This is a genomic window from Rheinheimera sp. 1928-s (assembly GCF_029269265.1).
Taxonomy (GTDB): Bacteria; Pseudomonadota; Gammaproteobacteria; order Enterobacterales; family Alteromonadaceae; genus Pararheinheimera.
Map to the genome: position 1 here is coordinate 37,956 of NZ_JARIXP010000012.1, position 18,267 is coordinate 56,222.

Here is an 18,267-nt window from a genome sequence, read left to right on the forward strand (position 1 = left end):
AAAGCTCAGCGGAAAAAACTCAACTCCAGATGGATAAAGATCGTTCACTCTGCAGATAACGGGTTCTGGTTGCTGTTTTTTCCAGCGGCTCACCTGTTTCAAACTGAGTATCAAGCAACAGTTGCCAACTTTTTTTCGGTAACTCGACCTGAAGTGGATGATCACTGGCGTTGATAATCACCAGCATGGCCTGATGATCTTTTAAATGTTCGATCACAAAAACACAGTTGGTTTTGTAGGGATCTGTCCAGTGTTCGTCTTGCTTTATACTGCCATCGGCCAAATACCAGCTCACCTGATGCTTATCACCATGCAATTGGTACTGATCATCCAGCAAAGAGAGCTGCTGTAAGCAACTGAATTGCTGGCGCAGCTGGATCATCTTTTTGACAAAAATCAAAAACTGAGTGGCCTGATAATCCAGTTGCCAATGCAGCCAGCTAATCTCATTGTCCTGACAATAGGCATTGTTATTGCCTTGCTGAGTTTGACTCAACTCGTCTCCGCCCAACCAATGCACTATGCCTTGGCTGAGCATCAGGCTGGCGACCAGATTACGTTTGTGCTGAAACCGTTTCTGCAGAATGTCGGCATCGCTGCTTGGGCCTTCAACACCGTAATTCAGACTTAAATTATGACCATGGCCATCGCGATTTTGCTCTGCATTCAGCCAGTTGTGTTTATCCTGATAACACACCATATCCTGCAAGGTAAAACCATCGTGGTAACTGATGTAATTTACGCTACAACAGGCTGGTTTATGATGTTTCTGGAAAATATCACGTGACCCCAGTAAACGAGTGGCAAATTGTGGCAACTGGCCTGGGTCTTGTCGCCAGAACGAGCGAAAAGTATCACGGCATTTGTCGTTTAGCTCCGACCAATGCGCCGGAAATTGTCCAAGCTGGTAACCAAAAGGCCCCAAATCCCAGGGTTCAGCAATCAGTTTGACCTGGCTCAACACCGGGTCCTGGGCTATAACCTGTAAAAAGGTGGCATAGGCATCAAAACGTTTATGCTCTCGGGCTAAGGTCACAGCCAAATCAAAGCGGAATCCATCGACCTGCATTTCTGTCGCCCAATACCGCAGTGCGTCCAGCACCAAACGCTGAGTCACAGGATGTGCCACATTCAGCGTATTGCCACAGCCACTGTAATTGCAATTTTGCTGGTAGTCGGTAATGTCGGCATGATTTTCAAACAGGTAATAATGTCTGTTGGCTAAGCCTCTGAAACTTAAACGGTATTCTTCAGCTTCTGCGGTATGGTTGAACACCACATCCAGAATAACTTCCAGTCCATGCTGATGATAAGTACGCACCAGCTCTTTGAACTCTGTCACCGCATCATCCACCTGATAACGAGCATCAGGAGCAAAAAAGTTTATCGGGTTATAACCCCAATAATTAGTCAGCTTCAGTTTTTCTAAGCGGGGTTCACTCATAAAGCTGGCCACAGGCAACAGCTGTACTGTGGTAATGCCCAAATCTTTTAAATGCTGGATCACAGCCGGATGACACATGCCCTGATATTTACCACGAAGCGCTTCGGGCACGTCAGGATGCAACTTGGTCAGCCCTTTGACATGGGCTTCATAAATAATGGTTTTTTCACGAGGTATCAAAGGCTTTTTACTGTTTTGCCAGTCAAACTGTGGTGCGGCCAATACGCCTTTGGGCACCATATAGTGACTGTGAACCTGATAGAGTCGTTCATTCCAGACTAAAGCCCGGTTCAGTTGCTTGGCATAAGGGTCTATTAACAATCTGTTGCGATCAAACACCAGGCCTGAACTTGCCTGACACACCCCTGCCGCCCGCAGGCCATACAAAGTGCCGTTTTCAATGCCTTCAATATGTAAATGCCAGACTTCTCCGGTGCGAGCGAAAAACTCTATTTCTGCCAGAGGTTCTTCAGTATCGGGGCAAAACAAACACAACCAGAGCGCAGATGCATCAGGTGCGTAAACGGAAAAGTTCCAGCTATGTGAACCTGTCTGGCTAGGGCCTGGAGGATAGGCAGTGCCTGTACTGCTTATCCATTCAGGGTTCTGCTCTGCTAAGGTATTCATTTTATTTTTCTTCTCAAGTACAGGGTCGACAAGGGCGGCAAATCCAGTTGAACCTTGTAATTTAAACCAAAATCAGCGGCGGGATGCGCCAGCAGATATTCACCCACAGGATAATTGCTGCCCCAATAATATTCGCTGTCAGTATTGAGGATCACTTCGTATTCTCCCTGCTCTGCCACAGACAAACCGAAACCACTTCTAGGTACAGGAGTAAAGTTACTGACCACATACACAGCCTGACCTTGCTGATCCAGACGGTAAAAGCTTAAGGTGCTGTGCTCAGCGTCCTGATAATTAATCCAGCGAAAGCCTTGAGCATCGTGATCCAACTGATGCAGCGGCGTGCAGCTTCTGTAGGTAAGGTTTAAGTCACGGAACAGTTGCTGTACCCCTTTGTGTTTTTCAAAGGACAATAAAAACCACGGCAGTTGTTGATTGTGATCCCACTCCGAACCCTGGCCAAATTCATTGCCCATAAAGTTCAGTTTTTTGCCTGGATGCGCAAACATAAAGGCGTAATAAGCCCTTAAATTAGCGGCTTGTTGCCACTCATCACCGGGCATTTTATTGATAATGCTACCTTTACCATGCACCACTTCGTCATGTGATAAAGGTAAAATAAAGTTTTCGTTAAAGGCATACACCATAGAAAAGGTTAAATCGTTATGGTGAAACTTACGATAGGCTGGATCTTTGCTGATATAACGCAGGCTGTCATTCATCCAGCCCATATTCCATTTGAAACCAAAACCTAAACCGCCCAAATCCACAGGCCGGGTGACGCCATTAAAGGATGTCGACTCTTCAGCAATCATCATGGCTTTAGGGTACTGGCTGTAGACTTCACTATTGAGCCAACGGAACAAGCTTATGGCTTCGTAATTATGGTTGCCCCCGTCTATATTCGGCACCCATTCACCGTCGCGGCGGGAATAATCCAGATACAGCATAGAAGCCACTGCATCCACCCGCAGCGCATCAATATGGAAATAGTCTAGCCAAAACAAGGCGCTGGCCACCAGGAACTGTCTGACAGGGTCTTTGCCGTAATCGTAAATGCAGGAATTCCAGTCCGGATGCCAGCCACGACGAGGATCTTCGTATTCGTATAAATGACTACCATCAAAACGGGCTAACCCATGAGCATCTTCAGGGAAATGCGCCGGAACCCAATCTAAAATCACCCCTATTCCAGCCTGGTGGCAGGCATCAACAAAAGCTTTAAATTGATCTGGTGTGCCAAAACGTGAGGTCGCAGCAAATAAGCCCAAAGGTTGGTAACCCCAGGAGCCAGAGTATGGATGCTCCATCACAGGGAGCAATTCAATATGGGTGTAGCCCATATCCAGTACATAAGGAATAAGCTCAAGCGCCAACTCGTTATAGCTCAGAGGTTCGCCATGCTGATTGTGTTTCCAGGACCCCGGATGCAACTCATAAATACTCATCGGCTGATGATAAGGGTCAAAATGACGCTGTTGCCATTCTTGGTCATGCCACTGATATTTACTGTGGTCGTAGACTAAAGAAGCATGAGATGGGTATTGCTCTGCAGCAAAAGCTAAAGGATCCGCTTTATGGGGCAATAAATTACCAAAAGCATCTTTGATCTCAAATTTATAACGCACACCAGCCCCAACTTCTGGTATCACCAGCACCCAATGACCACATTCAGTGCGCTGCATCGGATGACGACGACCATCCCACTGGTTCATATCACCAATCAGGCTGACGCTGGACGCATTAGGCGCAAACACAGCAAAACGAGTGCCACTGAGTTTCTTTTTACCCAGATTGAGTTCAACCAGTTGTGCACCGAGCTGTTTATAAAGGTTCTCTGGCTTGCTATTGACAAAATGCACAGCGTAATAAGCTTCATCTTGAAACTGATAAGGGTCTATCAACATATAATTATGGTGATGAGGGGTTTCTATCTGAAAATAATACGGGCTTGCTTTGCGTTTAGTGGGTAATTCCAGCTCAAATAAGCCATGCAATACAGCCTGAGCTGTCATCAAACCTAAAGATTTGCCAGTCGCAAAATCAAAAACCTCTACTTTGGCGGCATCAGGCAAGTAGGCACGGATCATTAAACCTTTGGTTGCACCTTTTTGCCAGGACAATACAGAGAATGGAGAAGAACAACTGGCAGAGGCTAACTGAGTTACGGACATGAACTATCCTTTTGATTTTTTTACCGTCTTAGTTTCTAAGATAACAAATTACACTAAAACTGCCATGGAGTTATGGCAGTTTTATAGCCAAATTATTTGAAGCCATAGCTTTAGCTCTTTGCCATGGCTTCAACAATTCAACGAGCAGTCTGTCTTTTGGGGTCCTTCAACTGCGACGAAGGCGCGTCAGATCCTGCAACAATTGATTGACGTTTTGCTGTTGTGTCAGTTGTTCCAGCGTCATGGTCAACTTACGTCGCCAGTTCGGGTATTCATCGCTGGTACCGGGAATATTGACTGGTTGCGTCATTTCCATCCAATCTTCCAGCTGCAAACACAATAACTGACTGGAGCCTTTGGCGACATGGCGCTGAATAGCATAACTCAGTTCTGTACTCATCCCCACCTGATCGACACTGTGGCTAAAGTTAGGGTCCAGCATCTGATGGCCATGCAAAGAGTTTAAGATCTTTTGCTTGTCTTCATGGCGGGACTGAAATAAAGCTGGCAATTGATGATCCTGATACAAGCCAACATCTTTGCCTAAACTTAAGTCTCCACAATGCCAGTAGCCTATTAAGGTTGGCATATCATGGGTCGTCAGAGTGGCCATGGCCTGCACTGGATAATGTCCAGGAGAGACATAACCACCATCTTCGGCTTTTTCAAAGAAAAATACCCGGTACGAATACATACCATATTCAGCCAGAATTTCGCGAATACCGTCTGGCACTGTGCCTAAATCTTCGCCTATTACCACCACCTGATGGCGCTGCGACTCAAGGGCTAAAATACCTAACAAATCCTGAATTGGGTAATAGATGTAAGCGCCATCCCCTGCACTTTCAGCCCCTTTCGGTACCCACCACAACCGCAATAAAGCCATGACGTGGTCAATACGCAGCGCACCTGAGTTCTGCATATTGGCGCGGAATAAATCGATCATAGGCCGGTAAGCTTGCTGGAACATTTGATAAGGCAACATAGGAGGTAAACCCCAGTTTTGGCCTTTAGGTCCTAAAATATCCGGCGGCGCACCCACACTGGCACCACGGCAATACAATTCCGGGTTACCCCAAATTTCAGTCGAAGCTTCACTGACGCCAACAGCAAGGTCACGGTACAAACCTAATAACATGCCCTGCTCTTTGGCAAAGGCTTGCGCCTTGGCCAGCTGTTCACGGGCAATAAATTGCAGATAACAATAAAAATCCAGTTCGTGGGCATGCTCTTTGGCAAAAGCCAGCACTTCTTCACTATCTGGCCTTTGCCAGGCTTCAGGCCATACAGGCCAGCCCCAGGCATGGATGTCTTTTTGGATCAAATGGGCGTGAATTGCATCGTACAGTGCCAACTGTAATAAACTTTCACCAGATTGTTGTTTAAATACAGAAAATGCCTGCGCCAGTTCAGTATGTTCTGCCTGATGCTCAGTAAACCATTGATACAATGCCTTTAACACAGGCAACTTCAAGCGAGTCACAGCAGTGTAATCAACCCAGTCTGCAGCCCGGGCAGCTTCGAGTTGTTGTTTAAACCCTGGCGCACTGACCAGCTGTTTTACTTGCTGGCATTGCTCAAAACCAATCATTTCTGGCACTGCTAAATAGATAATATTTAACCAGCGGCGAGATGAAGGACTGTAAGGGCTGGCGGATTCCGGCATGGCTGGATAAAGCGCATGGATAGGGTTTAAACCGACAAAATCGGCACCTTGTTTGGCTAAATGGCCAAGCAGAAAACGCAGATCAGCAAAATCACCCACACCCCAGTTTTGCTCTGAACGCACGCAGTACAATTGCACCGATACGCCCCATTGTTTTTGCTTCTTAAATTCGGCAGGTTGGAAACAGGCAGATGGTGTAATGATCAGCGATTGCACAAAGTCCAGCTCGCCTATAGTCAGACTTAAACTATGGTAACCCTGCTCCAGCAGCACTGGCAAAGTCCATTGATATTGCTGATATTCTTCAGCATCAAATACCATCACCTGATTTAACTCTGCATCTTCTGTCGCGGTCAGAGTGAAGTGATGAGTTTTTCCCTGTTCGGTGGTCAAGACCAGTTCTAATGCGGTATTGGCGAGCACTATAGGTAACTTCAGTTGGATCTGAGTATCCTGGCCGGACTTTTGCACCGAGACCGGATCCAATAATTGTTCCCAGTGGTCTTGTTGACGTTCCAACAATTGCTCACGGGCAAGGGCGTCATTGTCCACAGCAAAGCCTTGAGCAGCCAATAAAGTGAGTAAGTTTTTCTCTGCGACTTCTGATTGGTTGCCCCAAGCGTCGGTAAATTGTGTTTCTATGCCAGTGAAGGCAATCAGATCAGAAAGTAATTGTTTGTCCATAAAGGCTCCAGCGACCCGCTTTTTGCTCGGAAAAGTAAATGGTTAGGAAAAATTAACTACCACAGTCTACTCCAGATTCAAGGCCTGGATTAACAAAATACGAATGCATAACTTTTTTGCACTTGAAAAGAATGACAAAAAATGTAATTTTATTACAGAATTAAATTACAGTCTGGGGATAGGTTATGACAATTCGTGTAGCAATTAATGGTTTTGGCCGCATTGGCCGCAACGTTTTACGCGCTTTATATGAGTCAAAGAAGAATTATGACATCAAAGTTGTAGCCATAAACGATTTAGGCGATGCCGCTATTAACGCCCATTTACTGAAGTACGATACAGCTCACGGCATCTTTTTCGCTGACGTAGAACACTCAGACAAAGCTATTTTCGTAAATAAAGATGAAATTCTGACGTTAAGTGAGCGTAGTCCTGCAAAGCTGCCTTGGGCGGAACTCAATATTGACGTGGTGCTTGAATGTACAGGTCTGTTCACCAATCGTCAGACTGCTGGTGCGCATTTAACGGCAGGTGCTAAAAAAGTCATTATCTCTGCTCCGGCCAAAGATGTGGATGCCACTGTAGTTTATGGTGTAAACCATGATGTGATCACCAAAGACATGACCATCATCTCTAACGCGTCATGCACCACCAACTGTTTATCTCCTATCGCCAAGCCGTTAAACGACGCTTTAGGCATTGAATCAGGCTTAATGACCACTATTCATGCGTACACCAATGACCAGCGTTTAAGTGATGTGTATCACACAGACGTGCGTCGTGCCCGTGCAGCGGCCATGTCAATGATCCCTACTCAGACTGGCGCAGCAGCAGCTGTAGGCTTGGTAGTACCAGAGCTGAAAGGTAAATTTGATGGTTTAGCTGTACGTGTACCAACTCTGAACGTGTCTTTAGTGGATTTATCGTTCATCGCTGGTCGTCACACCACAGTCGAAGAAGTCAACGATATTATCCGTAAAGCTGCAGCACAAAGCCCGATGAATCAGGTACTGGCAGTGAACGACTTGCCATTAGTGTCCGTCGACTTTAACCACAACCCGATGTCCTCTATTTTTGATGCCAGCGAAACCCGTGTAAACGGTCGCCTGGTCAAAGTAATGGCGTGGTATGACAATGAGTGGGGGTTCAGTAACCGTATGCTGGACAACACTGTTGAACTGATGAAACATAGTCAGTAAGCTTCAGACACCCCACCAAGGCGGCTTTTTAGCCGCCTTTTCTTTCTGTTGAATTTAAGGATACAAGATGACCCCAAATGCTATTACTGCACACTCAGGTTTTGCCCATTTAAAGGATTTACCTTGTTATGTCTTAACGTGCGGCCAGGCTAAAGCTGTGATCAGTAGCTATGGTGCTCATCTGCTCTCTTATCAGCCGAAAGCTGACACCGAAGTCATTTATCTGTCACCAGAAGCAGAGTGGCAAGACAACACACCCATTCGTGGTGGTGTGCCTGTGTGTTGGCCCTGGTTTGGCCCTGCCGCCGCTGAACTTAATCCTGCACAGCAAAAACTGCCGAATCATGGGGTGGTGCGCACCGAACTATGGCAACTGGTGAAAAAGTCGGTGTCAGAACATGCTGTAATCATTGAATTTGGCATCACCACCGGCAGCTTACCTTATCAGGACGCTCCTGCTTATTTAAGCTTACAACTCACTTTAACTGAAACTGACTTAACCCTGACGCTGAACTCAGATCAGGCTGTGCAACAAGCTGCACTCCATAGCTATTTTGTGGTGGATTCAGTACATCAGGCTGTCGTTTGTGATTTAACAGGCAATTATCTGGATAAAGTCCAGGCAGGCAAAGAGTTTCATCAAACCACCGAAGAACTCAGATTCAGCGAAGAAGTTGATCGGGTCTATCTGAGTACACCAGAGCAATTAACACTCAAGGATGGCAAAGCCCGACTTCAGATCTGTCAGCAGGGTCATGATGCCAGCGTGTTATGGAACCCATGGTCAGAGAAAGCCGCAGTGTTAAAAGATTTACCGGATCTTGGGTATCTGGATTTTGTGTGTGTTGAAACCGCGCGTTTAAGCCTGAACAATAAAACACCACTGCAACTGGTGCAGCAGATCCGCTATTCAGGCCAGCTGGAGTAAAAAGGCAGCAGTAACAGTTTTTCCCCTTGGGTGACATGAAGCAATGTCAGTTGCAATTGCCATTTCATCCGGGGTTGACTGCACGCGCCCAATACCATTTCTGCTACATACTGCTGCTGTTGTCCCGTCACAGCTTTAAACAGCAGTGGTATAGTGCCCATACTCATCGACACCCCAACCACTTCGGCGTGTTTGATGTGCCAGCCTTCGGACAATTGCACAGACCAGGTTAACAGCTGCTCAACCGGAGCCTCGGCCGGGCTTAAACTTACACTGAGGTATTCATCCTGGTGCAATTGCAAGACAGAGGCGACTTTAGCTGGGGTTTCATCAGAACATCCAGACAGACAAAGTAAATAAAATGCCAGCAGCAGCAATCTCATCTGATCATTTTCCGTAGATAAAGGATGGCAAGTGTACCTTTATGCGTGTACCAAACGCAAAACACTGCTGCAATTGGTTATTTTGCGACCAGCAGTATTGTTCTACATCATAAAACAGGCTGTTTTGCCTATCTTTTTAGAGGTAAAACTCGTATTATTTCGCCCCAAAATGGTTAAGGGTATAGTTGCTTTGCACCTTACGGAGGCTGCTACACTGTTAATCAACAATAAGAAGGGTCACCTTAGGGTGAAATTTTAATCACTAGCAATAAACTGCAGCGGAACTCAACATGAGCCAGACCAAATCGTTAAATGTTGACTACAACTATACCGTTGTCCGCCTCTTTGCCGTCACCACAGTATTGTGGGGTATTGTCGGTATGGTGGTGGGTGTATTACTTGCGGCGCAACTCTATTGGCCCGCACTTAATTTTGACACGGCATGGTTAACATATAGTCGTCTTCGTCCTCTTCACACTAATGCGGTAATCTTCGCGTTTGGTACCAGCGCTCTGTTCGCCACTTCTTATTATGTGGTACAGCGGACTTGTCAAGTCAGGCTCTTTGCCGAAAAACTGGCGATGTTTACCTTTATCGGTTGGCAGGTCGTCATTATCGCTGCAGCTATTACTTTGCCTTTAGGCATTAGCCAGAGTAAAGAGTACGCTGAACTGGAATGGCCTATCGATATCCTGATCACCCTGGTTTGGGTTTCTTACGCTATCGTGTTTTTTGGCACTTTAGTCAAACGAAACACTAGTCATATTTATGTTGCCAACTGGTTCTATGGTGGTTTTATTATCACTGTTGCAGCACTGCATATTGTCAACAGCATGGTGATCCCTGTATCTCTGTTTAAATCCTACTCTGTGTATGCGGGTGCTGTGGATGCAATGGTACAGTGGTGGTACGGTCATAACGCGGTAGGTTTCTTATTAACCGCAGGCTTCCTGGGTATGATGTATTACTTCGTACCAAAACAAGCAGGTCGTCCAGTGTACTCCTACCGTTTATCAGTCGTGCACTTCTGGGCTCTGATTGCGTTATACATCTGGGCTGGTTCTCACCACTTGCACTACACTGCCCTGCCGGACTGGACTCAGTCTGTAGGTATGGTGATGTCAGTCATTCTGTTTGTTCCAAGCTGGGGTGGCATGATCAACGGTATCATGACGCTGTCTGGTGCCTGGCATAAACTGAAAACAGACCCTATCTTACGTTTCCTTATTGTGTCCCTGTCGTTCTACGGCATGTCGACTTTTGAAGGTCCAATGATGGCCATCAAGTCTGTAAACGCGCTGTCGCATTACACAGACTGGACTATAGGTCACGTTCACTCTGGTGCTTTAGGTTGGGTCGCGATGATTTCTATAGGCGCAATGTATCACCTGATCCCAGCAGTATTTAATCAGGGCCGGATGTACAGCATCAAGCTGATTAACACTCACTTCTGGTTACATACTATCGGTGTGGTTCTGTATATAGTTGCCATGTGGATCAGCGGTATTATGCAAGGCATGATGTGGCGTGCGGTCAATACAGACGGCACTCTGACCTACAGCTTTGTACAAAGCTTAGAAGCGTCCTATCCGTTCTACCTGATGCGCTTTATTGGTGGTTGTTTTGTCGTCACAGGTATGCTGATTATGGCCTATAACGTTGTGAAAACTATCAGAGCAAAAGATGGCGCTCTGGAACCAGTAGCTGAAGCAGCGTAAGGAGCTTATTGTGTCTAAGAACTATCATGAATTTTTCGAGAAAAGCGCCGGCTGGTTAGCCATAGGCACTGTGGTTGCAATCAGTTTCGGTACCTTGGTTGAAATCACTCCTTTGCTATTTTTAAAAGAAACCACCGAACCTGTAGACGGCTTAAAACCTTATACAGCACTTCAGCTGGAAGGTCGGGATATTTTCATTCGTGAAGGTTGTACCAACTGCCACAGCCAGATGATCCGCCCTTTCCGCCACGAAGTGGAACGATACGGTCACTACTCTGTTGCTGGCGAAAGTGTATGGGAACATCCATTCTTATGGGGCTCTAAACGCACAGGTCCTGATTTAGCCCGTGTGGGTGGTCGTTACAGTGATGACTGGCACCATGCACATTTGATGGACCCTCGTTCTGTTGTGCCTCAATCCAACATGCCGGGTTACCCATGGCTGGATGAAAATCTGTTGGATGGCGAGTTAACACCGAAGAAGATGGAAATCTTTAACAAGTTAACTAAAGGCAAAATGCATGCAAACGATGAAGATGGTGTGATGTATTCAGCCGAAGAAATTGCAGCAGCAACTGATTCAGTCAAGGGTAAAACTGAGATGCAGGCGTTAATTGCCTATCTTCAGTCCCTTGGCACGGCATTGAAGTAACTATTATGGATATGGCAACCCTACACAGTATTTTCACCGTGTTAGTGTTTGTAGGTTTCATTGGTCTTGTGGTCTGGCTTTTTGTGTTAAAACGCAAGCCAGACTTCGATGAACAGGCAAATTTGCCTTTTGCAGACGACCAGAAACCAAAACAACAACAGAAACAGGAGTCGGATCATGAGTAGCTTTTGGAGCACTTGGATCATTGTCTTAACAATAGCGTGTATCGTATTTTGCGCCGTTATTCTGACCTGGAACTTAAAAAACCATGTTGGTGTGAAAGAAGGCGAGTCCACAGGCCATGATTTTGATGGCATTGAAGAGATTAATAACCCTCTGCCAAAATGGTGGACCTATATGTTTTATGCCACCTTAATCTGGTCGGTATATTACTTTGCGGCCTACCCTGGTCTTGGCAACTACAAAGGCTTTTTAAACTGGACCAGTTCTAATCAGGGTATTAAAAACCTGGCTGAATCCAAAGCTGCTGTGGAACAAAATAAAGTTGAAGGTAAAAACGTCCAGTTGGATCGCGAATATGCGGCTGCCAACGAAACCTATGCCAAAGAGTTTGCTAAATACACCAACCGCGACATCATGGATTTAGCTTATGATCCGGAAGCCTTGAAAATTGGCCAGCGTTTGTTCCTGCAAAACTGTGCTCAGTGTCATGGCTCAGATGCCCGTGGTCAACGTGGTTACCCTAATTTGACTGACGATGACTGGTTGTACGGCGGTACACCAGACAAAATCAAAGAAACTTTGCTGTACGGCCGTAAAGCTGCAATGCCAGGTTGGGGTGATGCGTTAGGTGAACAAGGCATTAAAGAAATGACGGCCTATGTGTTAAGCCTGTCAGGCCGTAAGGTGAACGATAAAGAGGCCGCAGCCGGTAAAACTAAGTTTGGCATGTGTGCGGCTTGTCATGGTGCAGATGGTAAAGGCAGCTTAGCTCACAACTTGCCATTTGGTGCACCGAACCTGACTGACAATGTTTGGTTATACGGTGGTTCACACGGTGCAGTTGAAGAAACACTGGTTAAAGGCCGGAATGGTCAGATGCCTGCGTTTAAAGAGATTTTAGGTGAAGAAAAAATCCATATTATCTCTGCATACGTTTACCGTTTATCTCGTCCTGAAGAAAGCAGCAAGTAGTTTATTCTGCTGCTCAACTGTAAAATAAGCCCCCGCTTTGTGGGGCTTATTGCTATCTGAAAGAGGAATACCTGATGTTGCATGATACAAAACCCTGGTACAAACAGTTCTGGCCCTGGTTATTATTGGCTTTCCCTATCGTTTCCTTTATTAAAGGTGGCCATACCATCTACATCATGCAACAAAGCAACCCGGATTTGGTGGTGGACGACTACTACAAAGAAGGTCGAGCCATAAATATGAATCTGGCGAAGTACCGTGAAGCTGAATTGCGCAACTTGCACGCCAGCACTTTGATTGCAGCGAATCAGGTGATAGTGAGATTTGAGCAAAATAAGACTTTAGGTGAGCATCTGACGCTGGAGTTTTTCCACAACACAATAGCAGCCTATGATTTTGTTATCACAGCAGAGCGTAGCGGCGAAAATATGTACGTAGCGACCTTACCCACCCTCCTTGAAGGAAAGTGGAATCTGGTGGTGTCGGATGAACACAAGGACTGGAAGCTGCGTGCTACAGCTATGCTACCGCAACTGGAAGAGTTTAAACTGGGATATTAACAGTGTCGTATTCAGGTTGTTTTCACTGCAATGAAGTTATTCCAAAAGGTTCAGATTTTAGCCTGCAGATAGAGCAACAACAGAGGCAGTTTTGCTGCCCTGGTTGTCTGGCTGTGGCTGAAACTATTATCGATCAGGGGCTGGGTGATTATTATAAATTCCGAACTGCCCCTGCCAGTAAAGCTGAACTGGTACCCGGTCAATTGCAGTTGGTCAATTATGACAGCGCTGAAGTACTGGCCGACCTGACCCAAAACAAAGATAACCACACTCAAATTGAGTTATCCATCAGTGGTATCAGTTGTGCGGCCTGCGCCTGGCTGATTGAAAAACAACTGAAAAAGAATCCTACCGTCTACAGCGTCAGCGTCAACTCCAGTACAGCCCGTTGCATCGTTAGTTGGGATGTAAAACAACTTAAACTCAGCGATATCCTCACCAGCATCAGTCAGTTAGGCTATCAGGCTGCGCCTTTTATGGCGGATCAGGAAGAAGCTGTTCAGCAAGCCGAGCTGCGCCGTTTTTTAAAGCGTCTGGCTGTGTCCGGTATTATGAGTATGCAGGTGATGATGCTGGCCTTTGGCTTGTATTTTGGCGAATACACTGGCATAGAACCCCAATTTGAAGGTTATTTACGCTGGATCAGTTTGTTATTAACCACTCCTGTGGTGTTTTACAGCGCTAAGCCTTTTACGTTAAGTGCCTGGCGGGCAATCAAAGGCCGCGAGCTGAATATGGATGTGCCAGTGACGCTGGCCGTGTTTTATACCTTTATCGCTTCTGCCTACGCGACCTTATTTGGCATAGGCGAAGTCTATTTTGAATCTGTTTGCATGTTTGTGTTTTTGCTGCAGCTCGGTAAGTTTTTTGAATTCCGCGCCAGAGCTCAGGCCCGCGCAGCGACAGGAAATTTATTAAAAATAATGCCGGTATCAGCCCGACTGGTGCAAGGCGATGAACTTGTTCCTACCTCGGCCCGTCGCTTAGAAGCAGGTCAGATCATTTTGGTACAAGCCGGTGAAACCATAGCTGCTGACGGTGTTGTGCTTTCGGGCGAAAGTTCGGTAGACGAATCCATGCTCACTGGCGAATACAAGGCAGTCAGCAAAGCAGCGGGTGATACTGTGATGGCCGGCAGTATTAATCATGACGGTGTATTAAAAGTCACAGTGCATCAGGCTCTGGCGTCCTCCCGTTTGGGCCAGATCATTAGTCTGCAGCAACAGACGCTGAACCAAAAACCGCAAATCGTTGAAAAAACCACCCAACTTGCACGCTTTTTTATTCAGCGTTTATTGATCATCGCGCTGGCTACTTTTTTAGTCTGGTATTTCTGGCTGGATCAGGAAAGAGCCTTTTGGGTCACCTTATCCGTTCTGGTAGCCACCTGCCCTTGCGCTTTAACCTTAGCCACGCCGACGGCTATAACCTGTGCTTTGGCTCGTTTAAACCGCAAAGGCATTTTGATAAAAAACCAACAAGTACTGGAAGTTTTGCCACAACTGACATCGGTATTTCTAGATAAAACCGGTAGTCTGACCCAGGGCCGTTTTAGTATTTTACGCACCCAGCTGCATAACACTGCCTATGACGAAGCAACGCTGTTAGCGCTGATTGCCCGTATTGAAACCTACTCAGAGCATCCTATAGCCCGGGCCTTTAGCTCTTATCTGAACACAGAGATAAAAGTTGAGCAGGTACAAGTGCATGTTGGCTCAGGCTTATCGGCTCTTTGGCTGCAAAATAATGCTTCTTTGACTGTGAAAGTGGGCAGCGCGGCTTTTTGTGCTGTTCAGGACCAGACAGCTGCTGCCGTTTGCTGCACCATCAATAATCAATTGGTGTTATCCGTGGAACTTTCAGATGCACTTCGCCCAGAAGTCCCTGCCCTTATAACAGCTTTAAAACAACGTGGTCTGACGTTGTCTATGCTGACGGGAGACTCTTCCGCTCAGGTAGAAGAAGTGCAGCAGCAATTGCAGTTTGACCAAGTATTTAAAGGTTGCAGCCCAGAGCAAAAAGTAGAACATATCCAGCAGGCCGTCTCGCAAGGTGATAAAGTGCTGATGTTGGGCGATGGTATTAACGACAGCCCTTGTTTCCACGCCGCCCATGTTTCAGTGGCATTAGATTCAGGCACAGATTTATCAAAAAATCAGGCTGATGTGGTCTTGCTGCATAATGACTTACACTTAGTGCAGCAATTGATTGAAGGGGCCGTGCTTGCGCAGCGTATTGTGAAGCAAAATCTGTGGTGGGCCGTGGGTTACAATCTGGTGATCATTCCTTTAGCTGTAGCAGGTTTTGTATCGCCTTATATAGCCGTAATTGGCATGTCATTCAGTTCTATTTTAGTGGTGTCTAACTCACTGAGGTTACTCAAAACATGAGTATTATTTATGTGCTGATCCCTATCGCCATACTTTTTGTCTGCATTGGCCTTGGCATCTTTTTTTGGGCTGTACGTAGCCGCCAGTTTGATGATTTAAACAAAGAAGGCATGAGCATTTTGTTTGAAGAAGAAAAACAAGCAGCCCCTCAAAACGATAAAGACAAACTGCCACCTCAATGAACGCTGAACTTGCAGTAAACCTTTTTGCCGCTTTGAGTATTGGTTTTTTAGGCAGCAGTCATTGCCTGGTGATGTGTGGCGGTATAGCCAGCGCATTGCAGCTTTCTATGCCCGGCTTGAGTCTGATGCAGCAGCTGAAACTGCAACTGGCACTCAGCCTCGGCCGTTTAACGACTTATAGCCTTTTAGGCGCACTGACAGGGGCTTTTGGTGCAGCCGTGCTGGTCAAACTAGGTATTAGTTTATTCTGGCTAAAACTGCTTGCTGGTGTCCTGCTGCTGTTAATGGCGTTTTATGTGGCACGCTTGTGGTTTGCTTTGACTGTACTGGAAAAGTTTGGCTCGGCTTTGTGGCGTAAAGTTCAGCCTGTCGCCAAAACCTTGTTACCCCTTGATAGCAGCCACAAAGCCTTAGCTTATGGTCTATGTTGGGGTTTTTTACCTTGTGGTCTGGTTTACAGCAGTTTAGGCTGGAGTCTGGCCAGTGGCAACGCCTTACAAGGTGCTTTACTGATGTTGGCTTTTGGTGTCGGAACTTTACCAGCCATGCTGGCGGTGGGAAGCTTTGCCCGTCAGTTAAGTCAGTTTAAAAATAATAAACTGATCAGAGCCAGTGCCGCTTTTTTACTGGCAATCTATGCGTTGTACACTATAGCTATTGCATTAGCTCCACGACTTTTCTAAGCTGCGAAAGTTGCTTTAAAGGAATATCTATGTCCGGTTCAAATTTAAGTTGCCAACACTGCGGTTTTAGTCAGTTATGTCTGCCCTTCAGCCTGAGTAATGCTGAATTGGACACGTTGGACGATATTATCGAACGTAAAAAGCCTTTGCACAAAGGTGACTTTTTGGTGGAAGCCGGTACAGCTTTGCATTCTCTGTATGCCGTGCGTAGCGGATCTTTTAAAACCTTTACCTTAACCGAATCCGGCGAAGAACAAATTACTGGCTTTCACTTACCTGGTGATGTGATAGGTTTTGATGCGATAGGCGAGCAGCAGCATCCCAGCTTTGCTCAGGCACTCGAAACCGCTATGGTATGCGAAATACCCTACAGTCAAATGGACCAGTTGATGGGCGAATTACCCAAACTTCGTCAACAAATGATGCGACTGATGAGTCAGGATATTAGCGGTGATCAGCAAATGTTGTTATTGCTGAACCGTAAAAATGCTGAAGAAAAACTGGCCGCCTTTTTAACCAATCTGGCTCAACGTTTTTCTAATCGCGGTTTTTCAAAAAAAGAATTTCGTTTAAGCATGACTCGTGGCGAAATAGGCAATTATTTAGGCCTGACTGTTGAAACTATTAGCCGTTTATTAGGTCGATTCCATAAGGACGATTTAATACAAGTGGATGGAAAACTGATCAGCATCAGTAATCCGGACGCTTTAAGCAAACTGGCTGGTGGCTCCGCTATAGCACGCTGATCATACAAAGTATTGATCCAGCACAAGGAATTATCAGCCTACCTTCGCTACCTTGGCTACACTTACAGGGTAAGCCTTAGCTTAGCAGGAGCAAGATATGACCTTATATCCAAAAGTATTGGTAGTACTGGACCCTTCAGTGCTGGAACAAAAAGCCCTGAACCGAGCCGTTGAACTGGCCAAACTACAAGACTGCCAACTGACGGCCTTTTTATCCATTTACGATTTTTCTTACGAAATGACCACTATGTTATCCGGTGAAGAACGCGAGTCGATGCGTCAGGCCGTGATCAACGACCGTGAACTTTGGATCAGTGAACTGGTGGCTGTTTATCAGGAGCAAGGCCTGAAGATTGATATTCAGGTGGTCTGGCACAACAGGCCTTTTGAGGCCATAGTGCAGTCTGTGCTGGAAAAAGGTTACGATTTGGTGATCAAAGGCACCCATGATCACGACGTGTTGAAATCCATGATATTTACCCCAACCGACTGGCATATTTTGCGTAAATGCCCATGCCCTGTATTGCTGGTGAAAGATCATGACTGGCCGGAGCATGGCAATATAGTAGCCGCTGTCAATGCCGGTAGTGAGCAGAGCCATCACAGCTCACTGAATCAACGTATTATTCAGCAATCGAAACAACTGGCCGCTCTGCTTAACGGCAAAGTGCAGCTGGTGAACGCTTTCCCTGGTACTCCGGTCAATATTGCTATTGAAATTCCGGAATTTAATCCACAGGAATACAACCAGACCATGAAAAACCACCATCTGGACTCAGTACAAAAGCTGGCGCGAGAGTTTGAATTAGATGCCAGTCAGACCCATGTCCTTGAAGGTATGCCAGAAGATGTGATCCCAAAAATGGCGCAACAACTGGATGCCGAAATGGTGGTCATTGGCACTATAGGCCGAACTGGTTTATCAGCGGCCATTATTGGCAATACCGCAGAGCATGTGATAGACAGGCTCGATTGTGATGTTTTGGCTGTCAAACCTGCAGGTTTTGTTTGCCCACTGGCGAAACATTAAGTTCAGCAAGATCCAAAGCTACAAAGCTGGCGCTTAGTTGGTTATA

Annotated in this window: 16 protein-coding genes; 12 read left to right on the forward strand and 4 right to left on the reverse strand. The window is 46.2% G+C overall.

All coding sequences use genetic code 11. The features are described 5' to 3' along the window. Positions 1 to 19 precede the first annotated feature (19 nt). The 3 genes from glgX to malQ all read right to left on the reverse strand — a co-directional run bounded on the left by glgX (position 20) and on the right by malQ (position 6,595). On the reverse strand, positions 20 to 2,071 hold the full coding sequence (gene glgX, locus P3C17_RS19815) for a glycogen debranching protein GlgX (RefSeq protein ID WP_300931032.1): 2,052 nt from the start codon (positions 2,069 to 2,071) through the stop codon (positions 20 to 22). Continuing rightward, positions 2,068 to 4,245, reverse strand: coding sequence for a 1,4-alpha-glucan branching protein GlgB (glgB, locus tag P3C17_RS19820; protein WP_300931033.1), 2,178 nt, complete (start codon positions 4,243 to 4,245; stop codon positions 2,068 to 2,070). Before glgB ends, glgX begins: the two co-directional genes overlap by 4 nt. Before the next feature lie 166 nt (positions 4,246 to 4,411). Beyond that, positions 4,412 to 6,595, reverse strand: a complete 2,184-nt coding sequence (gene malQ / locus P3C17_RS19825; RefSeq protein WP_300931034.1) for a 4-alpha-glucanotransferase — start codon at positions 6,593 to 6,595, stop codon at positions 4,412 to 4,414. Between the two features lie 185 nt (positions 6,596 to 6,780). Between malQ and gap the strand changes: the two genes are divergently transcribed. Together gap and P3C17_RS19835 are read left to right on the forward strand one after the other, a co-directional pair. After that, positions 6,781 to 7,794, forward strand: coding sequence for a type I glyceraldehyde-3-phosphate dehydrogenase (gap, locus tag P3C17_RS19830; protein WP_300931035.1), 1,014 nt, complete (start codon positions 6,781 to 6,783; stop codon positions 7,792 to 7,794). Between the two features lie 67 nt (positions 7,795 to 7,861). Then, positions 7,862 to 8,722: a D-hexose-6-phosphate mutarotase gene (locus P3C17_RS19835; protein ID WP_300931036.1), complete on the forward strand. Its 861-nt coding sequence runs from the start codon at positions 7,862 to 7,864 to the stop codon at positions 8,720 to 8,722. On the opposite strand, the gene P3C17_RS19840 is transcribed toward P3C17_RS19835, so the two are convergent. Then, the gene (locus tag P3C17_RS19840) at positions 8,701 to 9,105 is read right to left on the reverse strand and encodes a hypothetical protein (protein ID WP_300931037.1); all 405 of its coding nucleotides are present in this window, start codon (positions 9,103 to 9,105) and stop codon (positions 8,701 to 8,703) included. The genes P3C17_RS19835 and P3C17_RS19840 overlap by 22 nt on opposite strands. Before the next feature lie 290 nt (positions 9,106 to 9,395). On the opposite strand from P3C17_RS19840, the gene ccoN reads away from it, so the two are divergent. From ccoN to uspE, 10 genes are all read left to right on the forward strand, one after another. Further along, positions 9,396 to 10,823, forward strand: a complete 1,428-nt coding sequence (gene ccoN / locus P3C17_RS19845; RefSeq protein ID WP_233079445.1) for a cytochrome-c oxidase, cbb3-type subunit I — start codon at positions 9,396 to 9,398, stop codon at positions 10,821 to 10,823. 10 nt (positions 10,824 to 10,833) lie between these two features. Beyond that, a complete protein-coding gene (gene ccoO / locus P3C17_RS19850) occupies positions 10,834 to 11,475 on the forward strand; it encodes a cytochrome-c oxidase, cbb3-type subunit II (protein WP_233079446.1) in 642 nt (213 codons plus the stop codon). 5 nt (positions 11,476 to 11,480) lie between these two features. Further along, positions 11,481 to 11,660 carry a CcoQ/FixQ family Cbb3-type cytochrome c oxidase assembly chaperone gene (locus tag P3C17_RS19855; protein ID WP_008898724.1) on the forward strand — a complete coding sequence of 60 codons (180 nt, stop codon included), beginning with the start codon at positions 11,481 to 11,483 and terminating at the stop codon, positions 11,658 to 11,660. Further along, positions 11,653 to 12,630 (forward strand): cytochrome-c oxidase, cbb3-type subunit III, encoded by a 978-nt coding sequence (gene ccoP / locus P3C17_RS19860; protein ID WP_300931038.1) that lies wholly within the window; start codon positions 11,653 to 11,655, stop codon positions 12,628 to 12,630. Before P3C17_RS19855 ends, ccoP begins: the two co-directional genes overlap by 8 nt. A 74-nt stretch (positions 12,631 to 12,704) precedes the next feature. Next, positions 12,705 to 13,190, forward strand: coding sequence for a FixH family protein (locus P3C17_RS19865; protein ID WP_300931039.1), 486 nt, complete (start codon positions 12,705 to 12,707; stop codon positions 13,188 to 13,190). A 2-nt stretch (positions 13,191 to 13,192) separates the two neighbouring features. Then, positions 13,193 to 15,580 (forward strand): heavy metal translocating P-type ATPase, encoded by a 2,388-nt coding sequence (locus P3C17_RS19870; RefSeq protein ID WP_300931040.1) that lies wholly within the window; start codon positions 13,193 to 13,195, stop codon positions 15,578 to 15,580. Continuing rightward, positions 15,577 to 15,762: a cbb3-type cytochrome oxidase assembly protein CcoS gene (gene ccoS / locus P3C17_RS19875; RefSeq protein WP_233079450.1), complete on the forward strand. Its 186-nt coding sequence runs from the start codon at positions 15,577 to 15,579 to the stop codon at positions 15,760 to 15,762. The genes P3C17_RS19870 and ccoS overlap by 4 nt, the downstream gene beginning before the upstream one ends. After that, the gene (locus P3C17_RS19880; protein WP_300931041.1) at positions 15,759 to 16,445 is read left to right on the forward strand and encodes a sulfite exporter TauE/SafE family protein; all 687 of its coding nucleotides are present in this window, start codon (positions 15,759 to 15,761) and stop codon (positions 16,443 to 16,445) included. The genes ccoS and P3C17_RS19880 overlap by 4 nt, the downstream gene beginning before the upstream one ends. Before the next feature lie 23 nt (positions 16,446 to 16,468). After that, complete coding sequence (gene fnr / locus P3C17_RS19885) at positions 16,469 to 17,191, forward strand: fumarate/nitrate reduction transcriptional regulator Fnr (protein WP_300931057.1); 723 nt, start codon at positions 16,469 to 16,471, stop codon at positions 17,189 to 17,191. Between the two features lie 97 nt (positions 17,192 to 17,288). Further along, a complete protein-coding gene (uspE, locus tag P3C17_RS19890) occupies positions 17,289 to 18,221 on the forward strand; it encodes a universal stress protein UspE (RefSeq protein WP_300931042.1) in 933 nt (310 codons plus the stop codon). The last annotated feature ends 46 nt before the right edge of the window (positions 18,222 to 18,267 follow it).

Bases quoted from the DNA above. Each gene is read 5' to 3' on its own strand.
- uspE (WP_300931042.1), top strand. From the start codon at position 17,289: ATGACCTTATATCCAAAAGTATTGGTAGTACTGGACCCTTCAGTGCTG.
- malQ (WP_300931034.1), bottom strand. From the start codon at position 6,595: ATGGACAAACAATTACTTTCTGATCTGATTGCCTTCACTGGCATAGAA.
- P3C17_RS19835 (WP_300931036.1), top strand. From the start codon at position 7,862: ATGACCCCAAATGCTATTACTGCACACTCAGGTTTTGCCCATTTAAAG.
- P3C17_RS19865 (WP_300931039.1), top strand. From the start codon at position 12,705: ATGTTGCATGATACAAAACCCTGGTACAAACAGTTCTGGCCCTGGTTA.
- P3C17_RS19880 (WP_300931041.1), top strand. From the start codon at position 15,759: ATGAACGCTGAACTTGCAGTAAACCTTTTTGCCGCTTTGAGTATTGGT.
- ccoN (WP_233079445.1), top strand. From the start codon at position 9,396: ATGAGCCAGACCAAATCGTTAAATGTTGACTACAACTATACCGTTGTC.
- gap (WP_300931035.1), top strand. From the start codon at position 6,781: ATGACAATTCGTGTAGCAATTAATGGTTTTGGCCGCATTGGCCGCAAC.
- glgB (WP_300931033.1), bottom strand. From the start codon at position 4,245: ATGTCCGTAACTCAGTTAGCCTCTGCCAGTTGTTCTTCTCCATTCTCT.
- P3C17_RS19840 (WP_300931037.1), bottom strand. From the start codon at position 9,105: ATGAGATTGCTGCTGCTGGCATTTTATTTACTTTGTCTGTCTGGATGT.
- glgX (WP_300931032.1), bottom strand. From the start codon at position 2,071: ATGAATACCTTAGCAGAGCAGAACCCTGAATGGATAAGCAGTACAGGC.
- P3C17_RS19855 (WP_008898724.1), top strand. From the start codon at position 11,481: ATGGATATGGCAACCCTACACAGTATTTTCACCGTGTTAGTGTTTGTA.
- ccoS (WP_233079450.1), top strand. From the start codon at position 15,577: ATGAGTATTATTTATGTGCTGATCCCTATCGCCATACTTTTTGTCTGC.
- ccoP (WP_300931038.1), top strand. From the start codon at position 11,653: ATGAGTAGCTTTTGGAGCACTTGGATCATTGTCTTAACAATAGCGTGT.